Below are 19,359 nucleotides of genomic sequence, written 5' to 3'. Positions count from 1 at the left end.
TTAAATGCAAGCCTTTCAGCCTCTTGACTTTTGCGCCACTCTTCGTGTGATTGTTCCATTTTTCCCTTATCTGGATAATAAAAAACCCACTGTAAACAGTGGGCTAGTGAGGTGATTGATTGTTACAGCTTGAGACCGATACTTTTTAAATACTCGATATGACTCTCGTACTTTTTTATGTGTCGGGTTCCTGTGTTGGGTGAAATTCCAAACCGTTTTTCAGCCTCATATACAGATGAAACCTTATTGCTTAAAACGGCTTCTACTAACTGCCTTTGCTCCTCTCTTTTAAAAAGGTGCTCTAGGATTAATTTGAGTTGTTTGTTGTTTGGGTGCATTTGATTCTGAATGTTAATAAGCCCCATAAGGGGCTTATTTTAGAAGAGGATGAAGCCTAAAGTTAAACCTGAAACCATGATAACAACAGAAGTCAGCATCATGTGATTCTCTATCCACTTATCCATGAAATCACCTCCTTAGCTAAGTCTAATTTGATGAAACCGCCAATAGTTAACCAGATTATAAGCCAACGTTGGCAAAAGCCAAACGTCTTTAAGCGTATCTCTGAGTTAATACCTCGTATCTGTGCCTTTTCAAGCTCAGACGTGACAGGCGTAGCATTGTTGCCCTCACTCATAACCACCTCACATTGTTAAAGAACTAGGTCGTTTCTGACCATGAATGTATACTATCAATTATATGATAGTATTGCAAGCGTTTTTTTGATAGCAAACACAAAGCCATTTCCGCAATTGCCACCATATTTCGGCTTTGTTCTGTGACTTTAAAGAGCCAGTTTTATCTTTGGCTTCGATTATTTGAGGTAGTGCTATGTGTGTAAATCCTTATTTATTAATGAATACGCACACACGTTAGCAGTGGGATAAGCTTAATTCAGCGAACTAGGCTTTGTTTGGTGGGGCTTTAAGGGAAAACTAAGAGATGTTTTTCTGAAAAACGGCCAGCAGCGTGATTTTCCTACACGCAGGACTTAACTAGTTGGTTTTGTGACCAAAACTTACCACTTGCTCTATTACGAAGAGTAGTAACGCGCTACAATGTGCATTATTGGTTGTAAAAATGCGTGATATTGTGAAAGGTAGACCACCGACTAGAGCCGAGTACAACAAGATCCTCAAGGTCAGTATTAACAGAACGAACAAATGGAGCATCATCGGCAAGCTAGTGATACAGCTAATGAGCTGCGCTGCACTCCGAGAAATTGAAATAGCAAACTTGATGGTACAAGACCTTGTGGCAGCAAACGGTGATTTGCATGAGCTATTTATTTTAGATGCTGACAGAACATATAACGGAAAAGAGCGCCCCATATTGCTAAATGATGATCTCAAGAAAACGTTAGAGCAGTATTTGGCTTTACTGCGGTCAGAGGGGGTTCTTAGTTCACCCAACCGAAGTTACTTGAGCTTAATGCCAACAGCATTGTTAATCATCAATCCACTGACATTTAAGCCTTTTGGGTTGCAAAAACGTGGAGTTAGGGGAGACAAAATCGCTTACAGTTCAACGCACTTAAACAAGTTTGTCGATGGAATTATTCACTCTGCAAAACTTAGTGATGTTGGGATTACACGTAAGTCCCTGCACAGGCTGTTTCTGATCGAAGCGTACAAAAGCGATATTGGCCTTAGAGATATTTCTACTATAAGTGGTTTCTCGGTTGACAGCATAAAGAAGGCGATAGCTATGGATGTGGGGCAATATGCGCCAATTCACGAATGGTTTACTAAACGTGATGAGGCAGCCAAGAGGCGGCTAAATCGCATGAGACAGGTTAGAAAGTGGACATTCGCGGATTAACAAAAGACGACATTTGAGGTGACGTTATGGTTAAGTTACAAGTCTTTCTATTGGCAATTATCGCTACAGCACTCTGTAGTATCGCATTTAACTATAAGCTCAATTCTGAACAAAATTCCGAGTTGCTTGAGCTATCTATTGTCGAAAAAAAACTAACTTTGAAGCAGATTGAACTCGAAGTAAAAAAGCTTGAGCAAGACCTTGTTCTTGTTGAGTAAAAGAAAAAGCAAGTTGTTATGGCGATCCTAAAACGAAACCCTGCACTTTCTCAATCAGTAAGGCCAAAGGAGCGACCTATGAGAGATGATCCTATAAAAAATGAAGCTGAAATAGCAGATGTAGCCAAGGTATTTCTTGAGTTGAGTAACTGGTCTTTGTATCCAGAGGTAGTTATCGATCTATTTAATGGTCGCCCTGACTTTATTGGAGTAAAAGGGAGTCTATGCCAGGTTATTGAGTGCAAAAAAACGTTGAGCTATCCGGTTATCGAACAGTTAGCTAGGTGGCAAATTGATGCGGAAAAAAGAAAGGAATGGCATCGAAAAGGGTATGAACAAAAGATCGCGGTTCCCCACTTATTGATAGCATTCGTAAGTCGAACAAACGGGTCAATGTCCGATCTTAAAAAAATCATGCTAGAGCAATACCGAATTGGTGTTTACTCAATATCTAAGCGGCCTAACATGAGGACTCGCAATATACAATCTCAACCATATATCAGCATAAGTGATGAGCGGTATTGGACTATCGTATGGGGAAGCTATGAGTACACTATTCATCAAGATGTTGCACCTAAAATTCAACACGGCTCTCGTAAAACAGCCCATCGCATAATTGAATTGTTGAATGATGACATGCGCTGCGCTCAAGCTGGTGTTAAAGGCGGGGAGACCGATTACATGACACCATTCAAGAGAACCATGAATAGAGTCAGAGCGGTGCTTGAAGATGGAAAAGAGCTTCACATACAACACATAATAAATGACATTAGGCCGCTTGGAGGACATCACTATGTGAGTGACAAAGTGGCAATGGCAAGTATCTCAAAATTTATTGATAAGTTTGAGATAGCAAAGCGAACTAGAGAATACGGAGCGTGGTTCGTCATTGAAAATCATGAACCATCGAATGAAAAATCCATATAGGTAAAGGAGTAGTGGAATGAACTCAAATAGCTATCATCCAATATGGTATCAGCGCAATCGCCCTTTTTCTAAAAAGGCAAAGCACACCATTAGTCAGTTTGGTTTTAGTGGCAACTCCATCCAAACTATTCAAGCGACAATCAGCAGAGAATGGAACGCAGCTCTTGAGCAGGGGAAGATACATAAAGATAGTATCAGTACCGACCTTATGCCAGAAATTAGCTTGGCTATGTACTATGGTGCTTTTGCTGCAAATGGTCACAACCTATTTTCGTTTACTGATCGCATAGGTGAAATGCTTTCAAATACTAAAGCCTCAGAAGTGCCGATTAGTGCATTACAGTCGCCTTATCCTTACTACTTTGTTCAATTCCATAAAGCGGTTTCTTGGGGAAACTTAGAAATCACAGGTGCATATATCGTAGATGTTCCAACATTATTGCAAGTATGCCTTGTTCTGAAACCACTCAACGATTCATCACACTGGATGGCCTCACCATCCGGTTACTTCTATTTGCCACTCTCTAAAGAATCTGACACATCATTGGGCGACATTATCCAACAAACGATTGATTCAGAAATTGCTAGTAAATGGGAACACGCTACCAAATCAATGCCGATTGAAGATCCCGCAATCATAGATTTGAGAGAGCAACGAGCTAAGCGAGAAACAATGGATCTAAGTAGTGGTAGACAAGCAATTCAACAGGCAATGGAGTATTTGGCTAATTGTCTTTGCTATCTCTCATCACACCGTTTATTGGAAACAGAATTTCCATCAGATGCGCCGAAATCATTATTAGACAAACTGAATAATGCTAAAACGACAAAGCAAAAACAAAAAGCAGAAAGCCAATTGAAGTCAATGGGGTACTTGCCTGTAACTTATATTCGACTTGACTTAGATGAATCGACAATAAGTACAGGTAAAGGGGATGGTACGAGTAAAAAACAACACTGGCGTAGAGGACATTGGCGCAATCAACGCAAAGGACAGTCTTTGTCGATTTCTGAATTAATTTGGATTAAACCTACTCTGGTGGGCGATGCCGATAGTGATGAAGATGATGTTCGAGAATACCGTTTAACGTGATAGGAAAACGTTGCGCACAAAAGTTAGCCAAATGTTCAAGTAACACTGAGGTTAGATATGCGATATTTATTAGTTACTGGGCATAAATACCCTAAGTTTTACAAGGTAGACGGTTCAATCGTGGAAATTGAACTCAATTACGTGGATGAGAAAGTATTTTCATCAATGGATGAAACGGGCAAGTTAACCCATAGACAAATCGGAGGTACACAGCCTTGCGTTGATGGTCATTGGCTAGTGGATTCTGTTGAAGAAGCTTTAAGTAGTCTTGAAACGAAAGACGTATATCCATTCGTTTCTAAAGCAGCAGCGAAAGAGAACGCAAAGCGGTTAGGTTTAAAGACCTTTAAATATATAGCTGTGCCATAAAACGATTGAAACAAGTACGCAAATGGACTTTTCAGGATTAAAAGGTTAGATAATGAGCAATTCAGTGATCGACATATTCGAATCAAAAGATGGTGAAATCAGACTTGAGGTTAACGTCGAAAGCGACACAACATGGCTTTCACAAGCTCAGATTTGTCATCTGTTTGGTCGTGAACGTTCTGTTATTACCAAGCACGTAAATAACGTCTTCAAGGAAGGTGAGCTTGAAGAAAAAAGCAATGTGCAAAATATGCACATTGCTAATTCAGACAAACCTGTGAAGTTTTATAGCTTGGATGTTGTAATCTCCGTTGGTTATCGAGTTAAGTCAAAAGTTGGCGTTCAGTTTAGGCAGTGGGCAACCAAACTACTCAAGGAGTATTTGATTCGAGGCTATGCCATTGACAGCAGTCGTCTTGAGTCAAATGCTCAGGAATTAGAGGCCGCAATCAAGTTAATTCAACGTTCAGTCAAGTCGCCAGAGCTAACTTTAAGTAGTAGTCGTGGCATCGTAGATATCATCAGTCGCTATACCTCTACCTTTTTATGGCTTCAACGATATGACGAAGGTTTATTAACTGAACCTAGAGGTATTCAAGGTGGTGAGTTTCCATCAACGGAAGTCGCGCTACAGGCTCTTTCAGAGCTTAAAGTCGATCTTATGGCTAAAGGTGAGGCCACCGAGTTATTTGCGCGTGACAGAGGTGCTGGTGGGCTTTCTAGTATCTTTGGTAACTTAAACCAGAGCGTATTTGGTGAAGATGCTTACCCGACCATTGAAAGCAAAGCTGCACACTTGCTGTATTTTTGTGTAAAGAATCATGTCTTTAATGATGGCAACAAACGGAGCGCGGCTTTTTTGTTTGCAGACTTTCTCCATCGCAATAATCGCCTCTATGATGCGGAAGGTAGTGCCGTTATCAATGATTCTGGATTGGCTGCACTAACACTGTTAGTTGCGGAGTCTGAGCCTAGTCAGAAAGACACGATTATTCGACTCATCATGAACATGCTTGCGGTAGAGAAGTGAAATGCAGAACAAAACACGTAGCGGAATTGCTAACTACAAACGTCTGTACTTACTTTCTTTGATAGATAGTGGGGTAAATACAGTTCCTTTGTTAGAAGCTAAAACTGGCATGGGTAGACGTACAATTCAGGCTTTAATAAAGTCATTGGTAGACCTTGATGTAGAACTTAATCGAGTTGGTTCAGATCGTACTGGTTGGTATGAAATAACGAGTTGGGGGTTTATTTCGAAAGAGTATATCCAAATTAATTTACAGCACATTAAAGGTGTGTTGTAATGTGTCTATTGATTTGTTTTATTAAGAGACTAGTAACCTATGTTTATTCCACAACGACAACCACTAGGCCAGCATCGAGCTTTTAATGTCGAGCATTTAGTTTATATACAGAAACGCTCGGATGAGCGTGAATGTGGTTGGTCTAAAAGATATGTTATGGGTTTACCACTCCCTGCCTGGCAACGTCCCTATGAATGGGATGAAGTGCAGCAACAGCGTTTGATCGAGTCAATCTATTTAGACCTGTATCACGGCGTTTACGTTCTTAATGCTAACGATTATGAAGGCTCTGAAGGTAAGCCTAGAAAGTTCTCGGGAGCGCTCTTAGATGGTCAACAACGGATCACCACAATTGAAAAGTACCTCAACGATGAGTTTAAGGTATTTGGTGCGTATTGGTCAGAGTTAACAAAAGGCGAAAAACGTAGATTCTTAAATGCTCCCTTTAACTGTATCGAAGTAAATATCTGGGATGAAAATGAACTGCGTCAACTATCAGACCGATTAGCGTTCGGTGGTACGGCTCACAAAGATGAGTATCGAGCTACCCAAGGCTATAACTACCAAGAAACTAATGTCTAATGGGAACTTAAATTGAAGAACAAGGCCATCAAGCAATGGATTTGTGATTATTGTAAGCAGCAAAACATCAAAGATGCGCCTCACATGCAGTTTAAATTTGCTACGTATTCATCGGGGAAACGAGCTTTTTCATATAGTTTCAATGGCAAGCGCTGGTGGCCTGTTAGTTACGAGGAACCTGTCAGTATTTTGGGAAAAGTAGATTAGGGAATTTCAAATGATCCGTGAGTATATTTATATTGAAGAAGGTGAAGTGAAAGAGGGTTTATCACATAAACTCTGTGCGCCAGTCTCATTTTGTCGAGACAAGAAACCATACCGATTATGGTCATTACCCCATTTCCGCTGTAAAGACATTAAGCCTCCTAAAAGCCTTCCTTTAATTCACGGTGGCTCAGCATTTTTAGAAGATCAACTAAGGGACTGGTCAGTACGTCAAGACCGCTTGTTCTATCGAGGTCAATTTGTTGAAGGGAACATTTGGCTAGCGATTGAATATGAAGAAACTGCCGTCCAGTCGTAATAGTTAAGAGCATCGCCACTACCAAACAGCAATGGAATTGATATGGCAACCACGATTCTACAACAAGGAATAAGCAGTGAAACCATTTATTAAACAAGTTATTGATCCTGCATCGAACGCGAGTCTTTTTAGCAAGAAATGTCGATCAAAACGAGTACCCAAGTGCTCAGGGGATCGAGTCGGTACACGTACCGCTTATCGTATGGCAATGAAGCGTGATTTGATTCGCTCATCGAACACTTAACCAACGTGGGAAACGTGGAAAACGATATGACTTTCGCAGAGGCCAAGAACAGTCACCCTGAATACGGGGGGATCTTAGATAGAATTGCATTCCTGGCGGCTCTCGATAGAGGTCTTTCTGAGGCTGAAGACGCAGAACTAGCGAATCTGCACGTACAAGATGCTGAATGGCGAAATCTCCTTAACTTAACGTAGGAAAAATCGAGCTTGTGCAAAAGGCATTGAAATAGCTGAATTTAGCGCCTTTGACAGAAGTAATTAACTAAAGGGAATAGCGATGAAGTTTGTGAACGTAGATAGAATTGCCAGCGCGATGGCAGAACTTATAGAAAACTACTCCTGGGGTGGAGCTTGCTATGCCTCTACAGCAATTATGCACACTACCCTGAAATTGGCTGGTATCGAAACTACTCCTTGCTTAGGTTACGTATCATAAATTAACGACGATGGAATGTAATAAAGGTGACGTACTGTGCGCTAGAACGGGCGTCCAATCGTAATAGGAAAAGGATATGCGAGTAGGAAGTGTAAATATAGTTGACTTGTTTGCAAGCACAGATTGGTGCTTAAGAAAGAGCTTTCCAAATGACTACGATATCAGGTGTTTATATAGTGCTTGTGCGATACATACCATCCTGTTAAATGCAGGTGTAAAGTCCAGTATTGTCGGTGGAAATGTGGGCGTATTTACTATGTCTATCGATGGCCGTGATGCTCGTTTAGAGGGCTTTAGAGGATTTACATCAGAACAACCAAGCCACTTTTGGGTTGAAACACAGGGGTACATTCTCGATCCGAATACAACCTATCTACCCAAAGGTTCTCGCATGGATGCAGTAGAAATGCCCATGATTGTTTGGGATAAATCGGAAGTTTTACCGAAGTATCTTCAATATGAAGAGACAATTCGCTATATGGAGGACGCGCAATACTGTCTTCCAGATGACATTGCCAACCGAATTAAAACATTCATTGAGGACTGCAGTAAAAGGTACTTTTCGCGAGCAGCAAAGAAAAAGTTGCCTACTTGGATACTGACTTCTAAGCATGGTTTAAACGATGCTGCTAGGTCTGGTGATAGATGGGCTAAAGGTGCTTTGCGTTTCGAGTCGCTGAGTTCAGTACCGTCCATACCACAATAAACAACACTTTTTTGCTGACTAATGAAATGGAAAAACCATGAACTCAAATAGTTACCATCCGATATGGTATCAACGTAATCGCCCTTTTTCAAAAACGGCAAAGCACACTATTAATCAGTTTGGTTTTAGTGGTAACTCCATCCAATCTATTCAAGCGGCAATCAGTCGAGAATGGAATGCTGCTCTTGAGCAGGGGAAGATACATAAAGATAGTATTAGTATCGACCTTATGCCTGAAATTAGCTTGGCTATGTACTATGGTGCTTTTGCTGCAAATGGTCACAACCTATTTTCGTTCACTGATCGTATAGGTGAAATGCTTTCAAACACTAAAGCCTCAGAAGTACCAATTAGCGCATTAAAGTCGCCTTACCCTTACTACTTTGTGCAATTCCATAAATCTGTTTCGTGGGGAAACCTAGAGATTACAGGCGCATATATCGTAGATGTTCCAACGCTATTGCAAGTATGCTTAGTCATCAAACCACTCAACGGTTCATCTCACTGGATGGCATCGCCATCAGGTTACTTCTATTTGCCACTCTCTAAAGAATCTGACACACCATTGGGCGATATTATCCAACAAACTATTGATGTAGAAATCGCAAGCAAATGGGAACTTGCTACCAAGTCAATGCCGATTGAAGATCCAGCTATCATAGATTTGAGAGAGCAACGAGCAAAGCGAGAAACAATGGATCTGAGTAGTGGTAGACAGGCTATCCAACAGGCGATGGAGTATTTAGCTAATTGCCTTTGCTACCTTTCATTACATCGTTTATTGGAAACAGACTTCCCATCAGATGCTCCGAAGTCATTAATAGAAAAACTGAGTAATGCTAAAACTCCAAAACAAAAACAAAAAGCAGAAAGCCAACTGAAGTCAATGGGGTACTTGCCTGTAACTTATATTCGACTCGACTTAGATGAATCGACAATGAGCCCAGTTAATGGGAACGCTACGAGCAATAAACAACACTGGCGTAGAGGGCATTGGCGAAATCAACGTAAAGGAGAAGCTTTGGCGGTTTCTGAATTGATTTGGATTAAACCTACTCTGGTAGGTGATGCCAATAGTGATGAAGAAAATATTCGTGAATACCGTTTAAGCTAAACGCATCGGTATAGGTTTGAAACTAACCAATGCAAAACTTTACGAGGGAAATCCGAAAGGAATTAGCCAGATGACTACACAAAATGACAGGGAACAAGTGGTATTACCTAACATCGGAGGCCTTATAAGTATTGAAGATAATCCAGTCGCTGATGCGGCACGCCGATTGGCTAGTCTAAAGTATGATATTGATACTATCGCTAGGAAAGCGCCCGAAAATATACCTAGCGACTTGCATGGCCCTGCAGCCGGAGGTGAATATGGCCCTCACTTTGGGTCTGATTTCCTGTCAAGTATTTTACCTTTTTTGCCAAGAGAATTTTCAAACGATAAACAAGTTGTAATGAATGTTCCTACTGACCACATTTTAGGTTGTAGTTGGAGAGTATGGCCAGACCCAAACATATCAACTATCGAGAAAGATGAAGTCATAGATTACATATATTCCGAATCGGGAATAATAGATACATTCTATACTTACATACCAGAACTCAGTTTATTCTTGGCTGGAGAAGGCAAGAATAGAGTAAACTTTTGCCGCTATCATAATATCCCTCACATACCTGCTCGCGTAATGATCAAGAACTACCCTGAAGCGAACAGAATCAAAATTTTCACACTCAATATGGCGTGGGGGACTGATGTATGGGCAGTATTGGACGATCGGTTTATCAAAAAAGTCAGTCACTTTGCATATGCTCTTCCGATGTTACGAGCCTATGGAGTCTCGATACTAGACGTTTGGCCTGAAGAATGGCCTTCAGCACTAGAATTGGTGAGTCACTCCGTTGATATTAAAAATAATTCTGGACTGATAGATATAAAGTTAGTGATAGACCGAATCAACATTACTGAGGAAGTAAGCCAATATAATGCTCAATCGGATCGATGTGGTCTTTGGCGTACCAAACACTCCATAAAAAATGTAATATTTTTTGCGATTGGAGCAATGCTATCGGGTGTTGTGGTGTACGAGACTAATAGAACTAGCAATGACATTTTAAACACAGCATCAATGGCAATTATGGCTTTCGCAAGCGGGGTGCTTTTTATGGCAATAGCTCCAATTATAAAATGTTCCCGCTCAGATCTAGCTTCTAAGTTTCAAGTAAAGGGAAAGAAGTAAAGTAAAGGTTATTTTGTAGTTCTAGTGACTTCTTTCTGGACAACTACATCCCTCTATATGGACTGTGAGTAACATTGAAAGCTCAAAATAGAGTGGGACCAAGAAATCAATTCAAAGGAATAAACTACATGTTAATTAAATATTCGGCGTTAGTGTTAACCGTGGCTTTGTCAGCACCTTCGATAGCAGCTTCATCAAGTAATGAAAATGATTTGGGTTTTGAGGGCTACTTGTTAGCATTAGGAACAATGGCACCTAATAGAGCCAAGTTTACTGTAATGCATAAAGACTTCGTCGAAAGTAAATGTGCCTCTAAGCTTACTATTACATCTGTTAATTCAACTGGGTTCCAAAGCATTATTACAGCGCTAGAAGCTGCTGAAAGAATGACAAACACAGGTCTTGAAAAAGACACCCTTCTTGGGGTTGTAATGACATCTGTTATGTCACATACATCATGCAAGAGTTTTAGTTCGGATTTTGAAGCCCTGACCAATGACAAGCTTATTACACAGGGTTATCCAAAATTTACAAAATTCATAAGAACCTGGGCTGATATTACTAAAGATTTTTAGGATGGGAAATTCGTGAACGAAGAAGGACGATTATTTAATATTTATGCTCGAATGGCGCTTGGCGTACTAGTTAGCATTGGTACTGGTGTGTATGGGTATTATTCGAGCGATAACACCTGGATGATTACATCTAGTGTTTTCGTGGTTGTAGTACTGGGTATCGGCTTAATTCAGTACATTACTTTTATTCGTGAAATTAACAGATCACTAAAGTAGGAAGCATGTACCAAGGCTGGGTGATTAAATTAAACAAGGAGTTCATTAAATATGCGATTAAAATCTATTCTAGCCGCTATTGCGGTCTTAGCCTTTTCGCCTCAATTGGCCTACGCACAAACGTCAGCTTTTAGTAAGAAACCTACTAAAGTTCAAGCGAATCAGGTGCTAGTCACATTGCCAAACAAATATGATGGTTCTGACATCCTTAAGGTCGAGATTAACGATTTAAGTTACTTAAGTGTTCACTATCGCAATAAGACCACTGGTAAAGAAGATAGTGTTTGGTGTGCTGAATATACTAACTCTGGTCTTAAGAAAACTCATAACGCTTCAAAACCTATCACAAAACCGCTTTGTGATGCTGGTATTGCTGCTTTCAAGAAAGCTACACAATAAACGATAAATGAACATTACGGTAACGCAAAGCAATAGTGGCAATTTACTAGTAAAGGTCGGCTGTATGCTGAGGAATTACATTCTTACAGAATGCGACCTAAACGGACTTACACTAAAAAAATCAATTAATTAGGAAATAGGAGATAAGTAAAATGACCGTTATTTCGCAATTTATCCATGCCGGAGATGTAGGAGCACAAGAAACAGCCAATGCTAATGGTTACAAGGTGACTGCTGAAAGTTCGCTTAAAGGGTACGCTCGGTTGAACATAGAGTGCTTGGCACCTGACAGTGATGAGCCGGTGAATTCTCAAGGTGTAGACTTAACCGCTAGTGAGTGCAGGGCAGTGGCAAAAATGCTGGAAGGTTGTGCGATTGTTTTAGAGGCTGAGTCTAGTACGGACACTGACAAAGTATAAGTCGAGCCCCGTATTTTGAAGACTCAATTGATGTAAAAAAATAAGTTTTTTTACAAAATCATTAATTTGGAAAACGAGATGTCAGGACAAGAGAAATATTTAACAGAACTACTGGAAGACGTAAGAAGCCTAGTAGAGTCTCATCCGTCAACTTCACCGCTAAGAAAACAGCTAGTTAATTTGCTGAATCGTAAGAATCATACTAACGACCAACCTTTTAAGGTGCGCCAGCATAAATAGGAAATCGTATTATGAAGAAAGGTATTGAACTGGCAGCAGAGCTAATTCTGCATAAGAACATTGTACCCACTTACTGTAGCTCAAGAAACCCTGTTAGAGATGCGCCACTTTAGTCAGCTAGGTTCGAGTCAGATATGGCTTGTAAAAAACTCAGCATTTTTTAATTGAAATTTCCAATAAAAAAGCCCAACACTAAATTATATAGTGTTGGGCTAGATCATAAATTTTTAATTAAGCTTTTCGGCGCAACCATCCAAAACTCATAAGAGCGAGCATTGAAAATAAGCCCATAGACCCACCCGAACCACCACTAGGTGCTGCAGCGGGAGTGCTTTTAGTGGTTGGTTTAACACTTATTTTAAGTGGTACTGACTCCCCGTTACCCATATCTATAGATGCGGTGAATGTTGACGTAATACCAACACCTTTCGGATCAAATGAAGCCGTCATTAAACAACCTTGTTTAGCATCAAGGATTCCAACACAGCCTGCAACAACAGCACTAAACTGTCCCGTAGGATCAACAAGCGTTGGCGCAAGATTAACACTTGATCCAGAGAAGTTTTGAATAGCTACAGTGAATGCTTGAGTTGAGCTATCACCACTGGTTACTTGCTTATGTGCGTTAGGGTAGATAACTTTATTAATTGCAGAGGCAATATGATCCATAGAATATGTAAAGTGCTGAAAAACGTCTTTGTTTGACCAAGCACTTGATGAAGCAATTGCAAGGATCTTGTTGTCATGTGAAAGAGGAGTACCACTATCGCCAGCTCCTAATTCAGTAGTCCCTACATTCCATAGTTCAACTGTGTCGTATCCATCCCAGTAACAAATATCACCTGTAGTCCCATTGTATGTAGTCGCTAGGCAAACAATGGGAATATCAACACCTACTTCTGCGTCATACACGTCACCAAACCCCTTACCTTCAGTTCGTGCTTGATGCCATGAGTTGTTCGTTTTAAATTGCGAAGTTTGCATGATGCTCGGTGCTGAACCCGAACTATCGATACCAAACCCACGAAAGGTCATCTTTGTATCTAACGGCAAATTATTTGTTTTGGTACCAAAATCATACAGAGGAGATAGAATAGCGCCTGTACTGTGACCAATTTTAGAATCTAATTTCAAAAGCGCCCAATCTTTATTGACTTTTGAATCTTTCAATGAGTATCCAGTCAAGCCACTGTCAGCCGCAAGTAAAGTAGCGAATCGAGCATCCGTGTTGGCCACCCAATCAGCTGCTAAACCCGAATCTTCCCCCGTTTTTACAATGGTATATCCTACAGAAGCCGTGGTTTCATTCTTGATACTTTGGCCATACTTCATAATACCTGTCGAACCAATACCACCAACCAGACAGTGTTTTGCTGTAAGGAAATACTCGGAACCGATTAACGCTCCACCACAATTTGAACCGTTAAAGTCAACTTTAAGAACATAATCTTGGTAAGTTGACGAAGACACATTTGTGCCATTGACAACAGCAACTGCAGGTAACGATGCTAGCACAGATATAGCTAGGAAAGAGGCTTGAAGACGTTTCATAATTAATCCTTAATTGAACAGTTCGTATACTTATACTTTATGTGTTCACTATAACACCCCCCTATGCAGTCCTACACAGGAATTGGAAAAAAATACTATATAGTGTAAAAAAATTAGTTAATTGAGAGTGTTGTAGGTTAGCTAACAAGAAATAGTTGAGGATAATTGTAAAAATTTTAGGATTGCAAGAATATAATGTATACTGTAATGCATTAAAATCTTGTGTTGACTTGCGGTGTGTTAAACGGTGATGCGGCAACATTTCATATAACTTACTCGTCAGGGGTGATCTATGAAATTTCGCATAAAACCGATAGCATTAAGCATGTTATTCGGGCTAATTGCGGCTTCATCAATGCCAGTACTAGCAAACAGCCTCCAAGCACAAAATAAGGCTTTAACAACTCATACAAGCCACCAGCAAACTACACGTTTAACAAAAGATATTGTCAAGCGTGTAATTACAGGTGTTCAGCAATACTACATATCAAATAGTGGCACTTGGCCAACTGCGTTAGCAGATATCTCAACATTCTATTCAGGTAGCTTTATTACACCGGCAGGAACTATTACCGGTTCACCGACACCTACCGGGTTTAATTTAACTGTAAGCGTTAGAAGCAGTGATAAAAATTTGATTACCATGCTTAACGCGATGGCTTCTAAGAATGCCGGAACTCTAACAGGTAACATTCTCAATTTTCCAATAGCCTCGCCTAACCAATACGCCCCACTAAATAACATCATCTCACGATTTGAAGATGTCCAAGGAGGGGGGGAACGAAACAAACTCCACGCTGCAGTCAACATGAACGGCAATGATATTACTGGAATAGATAACACAAACATTCAAACAGCAAACGTAGTCAACGCCACGATAAAAACGAGCCTCGCAACTAATTTGAATGTCGTCAATGCCAACATTACGGAACAAACTGTAGGTACAGAATTAGTAACTCAGTTAAATGCTGATGTCGCTAATTACAAAACGACAGGAATCACAACACTGGTAAACAATGGTGTAATTAATTCAACTCCCAGGATCGATGTCTCTAAAGTTAACGCTGGAGGTTACAATGTTATTGCTAATGGCGGCGTGATTAAATACCAAGGTCAAGACGTAACGCACCGCTATCTAGGTATTAATTCTAAGGCGGATGACAGTCTAAGGTTAGGTGGCGTAGATGGAGCAAGGTTTTTACAACGCAACAAAGTAAATAATTTTCGTCACAGTCAGAAATTTAACAACTCGTTAGTTGTTAACGGCCAACTAACAACAGGAACAGTAACAGCATCCAATACAACGGTGAATGGTCGAATTTATGGTAATCAAATAAAAGCCACAAGCAGAGCGACAATAAACGGTAAAAATGCTCAGTCTTACGATAATCGCTCTCGGATACACAATGTAAACAAAATTAAAGAAGTTGAAAGGAAGATTCAAAATCAAGGTACTGCCCAAATAGGCGTTTGGAACTAAGGACAGGTTATGAAACTGAAAATACTAAACTTAGTGTGCGTAATTACACTAGGTTCACTAAGCCACCATGCGCTTGCTTCCGGTGAACATCTGAGAAAACAAAATGTAACGACCGAAAACAATTTGGAACTAATTGCTGACACAAAAGTAGAACTAAAAACATTAATAAAATCACTAAATAAATACTACCAAGCTAAAGAAGCTTGGCCATCAAGCATTGCCAATATATCTAAATATTACAATGGTGACTTTAACACACCATTTGGAAAAATATCGGGTACACAAACTCTAAATGGCTACTCAGTAAGCGTTGTAACCAGTGGCCTATCCGGTAACGTACTAGCTAATTTGTCGAGCATGGTAAAAACAAGTGGCGGTTCAATGTCAGGATCGACTATTAGATATGACTTAGATGCCCCGGTATCGATGAATTTCACAGACAAAGCACTTTCTCGATATACGGACGCATCTGGTGAGAAAAACAAGATGTACGCAAATATCCTCATGAACGGGCATGATCTGAATAATGTCCAAAATGCAGGGGTAAAATCAGCTGAATTTGACACAGCCAAGATAAGCAATTCCAATTTAGATGCGGTATCTATAACTAATAGTGTAGTTGACAAAGCCTCTTTAAATGTACTTAACGTGCAGAATCAAGCAGCTCAAGACGTAACAATAACGAGGGCAAATTTAGCGACTGAGTTAACGGTTGCATCAGCATTTACAGTAGGGACTCTAGAAAATGATGGTGTCATTGCCGCTGGTGGCCATGTCGTTATAAATAATGACGGTAAAGTATTCTACGAAGGTGAAGATTTAGATACCCGCTACTTAGGCCTTGGAGTCATGGCTCAAAATGCCACAAGGCTGGATAATATTTTGGCCGCCAATTTTGCACGAAATGACAAATCCAACGTATTTAATGGTACAAATACGATCACAAGAAATGCATCAGCATCTACGACTAAATCCACTAACGTACGCGTCAAAGGAAACGCACATACCAATCAGGTGAACTCTTCAGTAGCAACGATCGGTAACGCTTATGTAGGGAATGAGTGGGCCAGCAGTACATACGCAAGGGTTGATAGAAACACTATCAACTTGGATGCGTTAAGCCGTAAATTTAATGTCAGTGGCTCATTTCCTGTTGGTCACTGGAGATTCGTAACTAGATTTGGTTATCACAATCAACCTAGAGGTCAGTCCGATTTTACTGCGATAGTTGGAGAGTTATGTAAGAAAACCGGCCAAAACGTAGTGAACGCATATCATCAACAAAACTCCTGTCACTCAGACTGGACTTCAACTCAATGTGATAACTATAACCGGCCTTCAAACACATTTTTATATGGTGAAGTTTTAACATGTCAATAGGAGCAAACACCATGAAATACATAACCGCAACGCTTGTAGTTCTATCGTTTATTTGTACTGCTCCCATAGCATACGCCGACGGTCACAAAAAAATGGAGTTTACGTCACAAGCAAATGTAAGCCTTATAACACGAACCCAAAATGAAGTAGCGAGGTTGGCTAACGCTCTTCGCAGCCATTACACAAAAAATATGGCAACATGGCCATCCTCATTAAAAGGCGTGACCAACTACAACGGGGATTTTGCAACTCCATTCGGCTCTATCACTGGAGCAATTAAAGGGTCAAAGTATCGATTAACGATCACCTTACGAACTAGCGACAAGACACAGCTGGCTTTGTTGGGGGATATGGCAGAACGAAATAATGGAGAATTAGTTGGCTCAAAATTGATTTTCGATGTGAGTGCAGACCAAACATCAGTGGCTATGCAAAGCGGATTATCTAGATTTAAGGACCCGTCAGGTGAGCTAAATACGATGCACACTAATTTGGACGTTAACAACCAAAACTTGTCAGAGATAAACCTAATAGAAGCGAAAACAGCCACAATAATTGAACTCGCTGGCACATCAGCAACAATAACCACAGCGAACACCACTAATATGGCTGCCTCTGGTGTAACGAAGATAAATAAAGACACTGTAACGAATTTGACAGCAACGGTAGCTAATTTGGACACAGCTAAGTTAAACCATGCAACTGTATCGACTTTGAATAACAAGGGAAGAACAAATGCCGATAGTGGTATGAGTGTTAATGGTGCCTTAGTATTTAGTGGAAATGGCAAGGTTTATCATAGAAATAGAGATCTGGATAATTTACTTTTAAGGAAGAATTCCACAGCAGTGGATACCAATAGAGTAAGGGGCTTGGATTCGAGTTCTTTGGCGAGAAAAGATGTAGGAAATACATTCACGGCTGACCAGCACTTTAACGCAGGACTAACCGCGTCAAATCTAACGGCTTCAACCCTTATAATGCGCAATAATCAAGCCATCAATACGTCCACATTAAATGCAGGAACAAGTCAAACAAATAACGTACGTTACGGAAATAACTATCTAACAAACGTTCAGAGTCAATCTAAAATAAATGAACAGAAGATAGCTTCTTTGCAGAGAGTAAATCTGAGTGTCATAAGGGTAGGGCATTGGGTAAAAGGGGGCAGTACGGGAAACAGAAGATTAGACCATATGGATGGGATTTGTAAAAAAGGTGATAAAGCTTACACCTCAAAAGAGGAATGCAATTATAAAGGCGAAAACTGTAGAATTTATAACACTTACTACACCTGCTTATAGTCATAAAAAACCGCTGCCATTATTGCAGCGGTTTTTGTTTATAGAAGCTACCTTGATGTAAACACAGAATCGATATAGCTGCCACTACCAACAAAACCATTCTTAATAATACTATTCACATCGCAAACAGAAACGAGTAAAATGATTTACAATGTATATTGTAAATCATTTATTTGGTAACATACTAACAATGCTAGGAGGGCTTTAATCGGCGCTTCACCCTTGCATTAAGCCTTAATCACTTGGATTTGTTGAAAATGATGCACATTTATTTCTTTTCTTCTTTTTCTTCCTTCCTTCCATTTCTCCGGCGGGTCGAGCATTGGCACTGTTGAAGTTTATAAGTCATACTCTCGTTAGTATGTAACCAATTGAGGGTCGAATATGAGTCAGTTCCAAGAAGATGTACCGGTTATCAAAACCTATGAAGAAATAAAACTTGTGGCCATTCCTAACTTACTCGACGCATTGAGTAAGTGTGAACTGATCCAGGCCCCGTTATTTGGGTTTCAAATGCCGGATAAGTTAAAACTCAAAGATCATGTCGAAGTTAATCCTCTGACTGCCGATTCTATTTCAGACATCATTGAACCGTTGCGTAATGTACTTATGCCTCACTACCGTTCGGAATCTTCGCCATACCCAACACGACTCATTGGTTTTTTACAGATAACTGGTAAGGATGAATTGGTTGCTGCAGCGAAAGAAAAAGCCGTACGACTTAATTCCCTAAAAGAGCAGTTTGGTGATCAGCTGAAGGAAATGTTTCCGAACATGAGAAAGCGCTCTACATTTCTTCGTGAACAATTTCAATCAATGAGCTCTCGGTCGGTACAGCGACAACTCATCATTGGTGATAGCAATACCGTTAAATTTACTCTTCACTGGACAGAGGCCAATACAAAAGCGGTATTTCGTGAGTACGCAGACATTCCCGACATCTTAGCTAAGTTCAATGACGACAACACCAGTATGTCTACAGTCAGCGATATGATTGATGAAAGAGTGAGTCACAATGCAAAAGATCAAATCGTCCAAATTAGCGATGTCCGAGCTCATGTTTTTGCCAACTTGAGCTATGTGAATGAAAACGGGATAAGAAAGCGCGATAAGCATCGACCTGGGTTACCACTTATCATTTTTGGTAATCAACCTATTGAGCCATGCGTTCTCGGCAATTTTAAAGCGAACTCACTAACCAAAATGAACAACAACAAATCAAAATACAAATACCACACGCTCTACGAACCACTAGGTTTGTTGCAGCGACGATTATCGGACGATGAATACCTTGAAAAATGCAAAAAAGCACAAGAAAAGGAGTCATGAA

Annotated in this window: 23 protein-coding genes; 21 read left to right on the top strand and 2 right to left on the bottom strand. The window is 40.3% G+C overall.

What is annotated here, in order from left to right; translation table 11 throughout:
• Positions 1-122: 122 nt before the first annotated feature.
• On the bottom strand, positions 123-338 hold the full coding sequence (locus AB4513_RS07300; protein WP_029189208.1) for a helix-turn-helix domain-containing protein: 216 nt from the start codon (positions 336-338) through the stop codon (positions 123-125).
• A gap of 742 nt (positions 339-1,080) precedes the next feature.
• Between AB4513_RS07300 and AB4513_RS07295 the strand changes: the two genes are divergently transcribed.
• The 17 genes from AB4513_RS07295 to AB4513_RS07215 all read left to right on the top strand — a co-directional run bounded on the left by AB4513_RS07295 (position 1,081) and on the right by AB4513_RS07215 (position 12,074).
• A complete protein-coding gene (locus AB4513_RS07295; protein WP_102258444.1) occupies positions 1,081-1,821 on the top strand; it encodes a site-specific integrase in 741 nt (246 codons plus the stop codon).
• Positions 1,822-1,847: 26 nt separating this feature from the next.
• Positions 1,848-2,039 carry a hypothetical protein gene (locus tag AB4513_RS07290; protein ID WP_102258443.1) on the top strand — a complete coding sequence of 64 codons (192 nt, stop codon included), beginning with the start codon at positions 1,848-1,850 and terminating at the stop codon, positions 2,037-2,039.
• 78 nt (positions 2,040-2,117) lie between these two features.
• A complete protein-coding gene (locus AB4513_RS07285; protein WP_102258442.1) occupies positions 2,118-2,966 on the top strand; it encodes a hypothetical protein in 849 nt (282 codons plus the stop codon).
• 16 nt (positions 2,967-2,982) lie between these two features.
• A complete protein-coding gene (locus AB4513_RS07280) occupies positions 2,983-4,059 on the top strand; it encodes a hypothetical protein (protein WP_102258441.1) in 1,077 nt (358 codons plus the stop codon).
• A 57-nt stretch (positions 4,060-4,116) separates the two neighbouring features.
• The gene (locus tag AB4513_RS07275) at positions 4,117-4,428 is read left to right on the top strand and encodes a hypothetical protein (protein WP_102258440.1); all 312 of its coding nucleotides are present in this window, start codon (positions 4,117-4,119) and stop codon (positions 4,426-4,428) included.
• Positions 4,429-4,480: 52 nt separating this feature from the next.
• Positions 4,481-5,458, top strand: a complete 978-nt coding sequence (gene rhuM, locus AB4513_RS07270; protein WP_102258439.1) for a RhuM family protein — start codon at positions 4,481-4,483, stop codon at positions 5,456-5,458.
• A 1-nt stretch (position 5,459) separates the two neighbouring features.
• Positions 5,460-5,735, top strand: coding sequence for a helix-turn-helix domain-containing protein (locus tag AB4513_RS07265; RefSeq protein ID WP_102258438.1), 276 nt, complete (start codon positions 5,460-5,462; stop codon positions 5,733-5,735).
• A gap of 39 nt (positions 5,736-5,774) precedes the next feature.
• On the top strand, positions 5,775-6,317 hold the full coding sequence (locus AB4513_RS07260; RefSeq protein WP_102258437.1) for a DUF262 domain-containing protein: 543 nt from the start codon (positions 5,775-5,777) through the stop codon (positions 6,315-6,317).
• A 217-nt stretch (positions 6,318-6,534) separates the two neighbouring features.
• Complete coding sequence (locus AB4513_RS07255; protein WP_102258435.1) at positions 6,535-6,840, top strand: hypothetical protein; 306 nt, start codon at positions 6,535-6,537, stop codon at positions 6,838-6,840.
• A gap of 270 nt (positions 6,841-7,110) precedes the next feature.
• On the top strand, positions 7,111-7,278 hold the full coding sequence (locus AB4513_RS07250) for a hypothetical protein (protein ID WP_157936409.1): 168 nt from the start codon (positions 7,111-7,113) through the stop codon (positions 7,276-7,278).
• Positions 7,279-7,360: 82 nt separating this feature from the next.
• The gene (locus AB4513_RS07245) at positions 7,361-7,519 is read left to right on the top strand and encodes a hypothetical protein (RefSeq protein ID WP_157936408.1); all 159 of its coding nucleotides are present in this window, start codon (positions 7,361-7,363) and stop codon (positions 7,517-7,519) included.
• A 76-nt stretch (positions 7,520-7,595) separates the two neighbouring features.
• Positions 7,596-8,225: a hypothetical protein gene (locus AB4513_RS07240; protein ID WP_102258434.1), complete on the top strand. Its 630-nt coding sequence runs from the start codon at positions 7,596-7,598 to the stop codon at positions 8,223-8,225.
• A gap of 37 nt (positions 8,226-8,262) precedes the next feature.
• On the top strand, positions 8,263-9,339 hold the full coding sequence (locus tag AB4513_RS07235) for a hypothetical protein (RefSeq protein ID WP_102258433.1): 1,077 nt from the start codon (positions 8,263-8,265) through the stop codon (positions 9,337-9,339).
• A 70-nt stretch (positions 9,340-9,409) separates the two neighbouring features.
• Positions 9,410-10,465, top strand: coding sequence for a hypothetical protein (locus AB4513_RS07230; RefSeq protein WP_102258432.1), 1,056 nt, complete (start codon positions 9,410-9,412; stop codon positions 10,463-10,465).
• Between the two features lie 128 nt (positions 10,466-10,593).
• Positions 10,594-11,040 (top strand): hypothetical protein, encoded by a 447-nt coding sequence (locus AB4513_RS07225; RefSeq protein ID WP_102258431.1) that lies wholly within the window; start codon positions 10,594-10,596, stop codon positions 11,038-11,040.
• 267 nt (positions 11,041-11,307) lie between these two features.
• Positions 11,308-11,655 (top strand): hypothetical protein, encoded by a 348-nt coding sequence (locus AB4513_RS07220; protein ID WP_102258429.1) that lies wholly within the window; start codon positions 11,308-11,310, stop codon positions 11,653-11,655.
• 152 nt (positions 11,656-11,807) lie between these two features.
• Positions 11,808-12,074, top strand: a complete 267-nt coding sequence (locus AB4513_RS07215; protein ID WP_102258428.1) for a hypothetical protein — start codon at positions 11,808-11,810, stop codon at positions 12,072-12,074.
• A 471-nt stretch (positions 12,075-12,545) separates the two neighbouring features.
• Here the strand turns inward: AB4513_RS07215 and AB4513_RS07210 are convergent, their stop codons facing one another.
• Complete coding sequence (locus AB4513_RS07210) at positions 12,546-13,865, bottom strand: trypsin-like serine protease (protein ID WP_102258427.1); 1,320 nt, start codon at positions 13,863-13,865, stop codon at positions 12,546-12,548.
• A gap of 292 nt (positions 13,866-14,157) precedes the next feature.
• Between AB4513_RS07210 and AB4513_RS07205 the strand changes: the two genes are divergently transcribed.
• The 4 genes from AB4513_RS07205 to AB4513_RS07190 all read left to right on the top strand — a co-directional run bounded on the left by AB4513_RS07205 (position 14,158) and on the right by AB4513_RS07190 (position 19,358).
• The gene (locus AB4513_RS07205; protein WP_102258426.1) at positions 14,158-15,345 is read left to right on the top strand and encodes a hypothetical protein; all 1,188 of its coding nucleotides are present in this window, start codon (positions 14,158-14,160) and stop codon (positions 15,343-15,345) included.
• Positions 15,346-15,354: 9 nt separating this feature from the next.
• Entirely contained in the window at positions 15,355-16,725 is a 1,371-nt protein-coding gene (locus tag AB4513_RS07200; protein ID WP_102258425.1) for a hypothetical protein, read from the top strand.
• 11 nt (positions 16,726-16,736) lie between these two features.
• Positions 16,737-18,029 (top strand): hypothetical protein, encoded by a 1,293-nt coding sequence (locus AB4513_RS07195; protein WP_102258424.1) that lies wholly within the window; start codon positions 16,737-16,739, stop codon positions 18,027-18,029.
• Between the two features lie 384 nt (positions 18,030-18,413).
• Positions 18,414-19,358 (top strand): DNA replication terminus site-binding protein, encoded by a 945-nt coding sequence (locus AB4513_RS07190; protein WP_102258423.1) that lies wholly within the window; start codon positions 18,414-18,416, stop codon positions 19,356-19,358.
• Position 19,359 lies beyond the last annotated feature (1 nt).

The sequence above is a fragment of the Vibrio sp. 10N.222.54.E6 genome (genome assembly GCF_041473955.1).
GTDB classification, from domain to species: Bacteria; Pseudomonadota; Gammaproteobacteria; order Enterobacterales; family Vibrionaceae; genus Vibrio; species Vibrio tasmaniensis_A.
The sequence above is the reverse complement of the archived record's forward strand: the minus strand, read 5'-3'. Positions and strand labels throughout refer to the sequence as shown.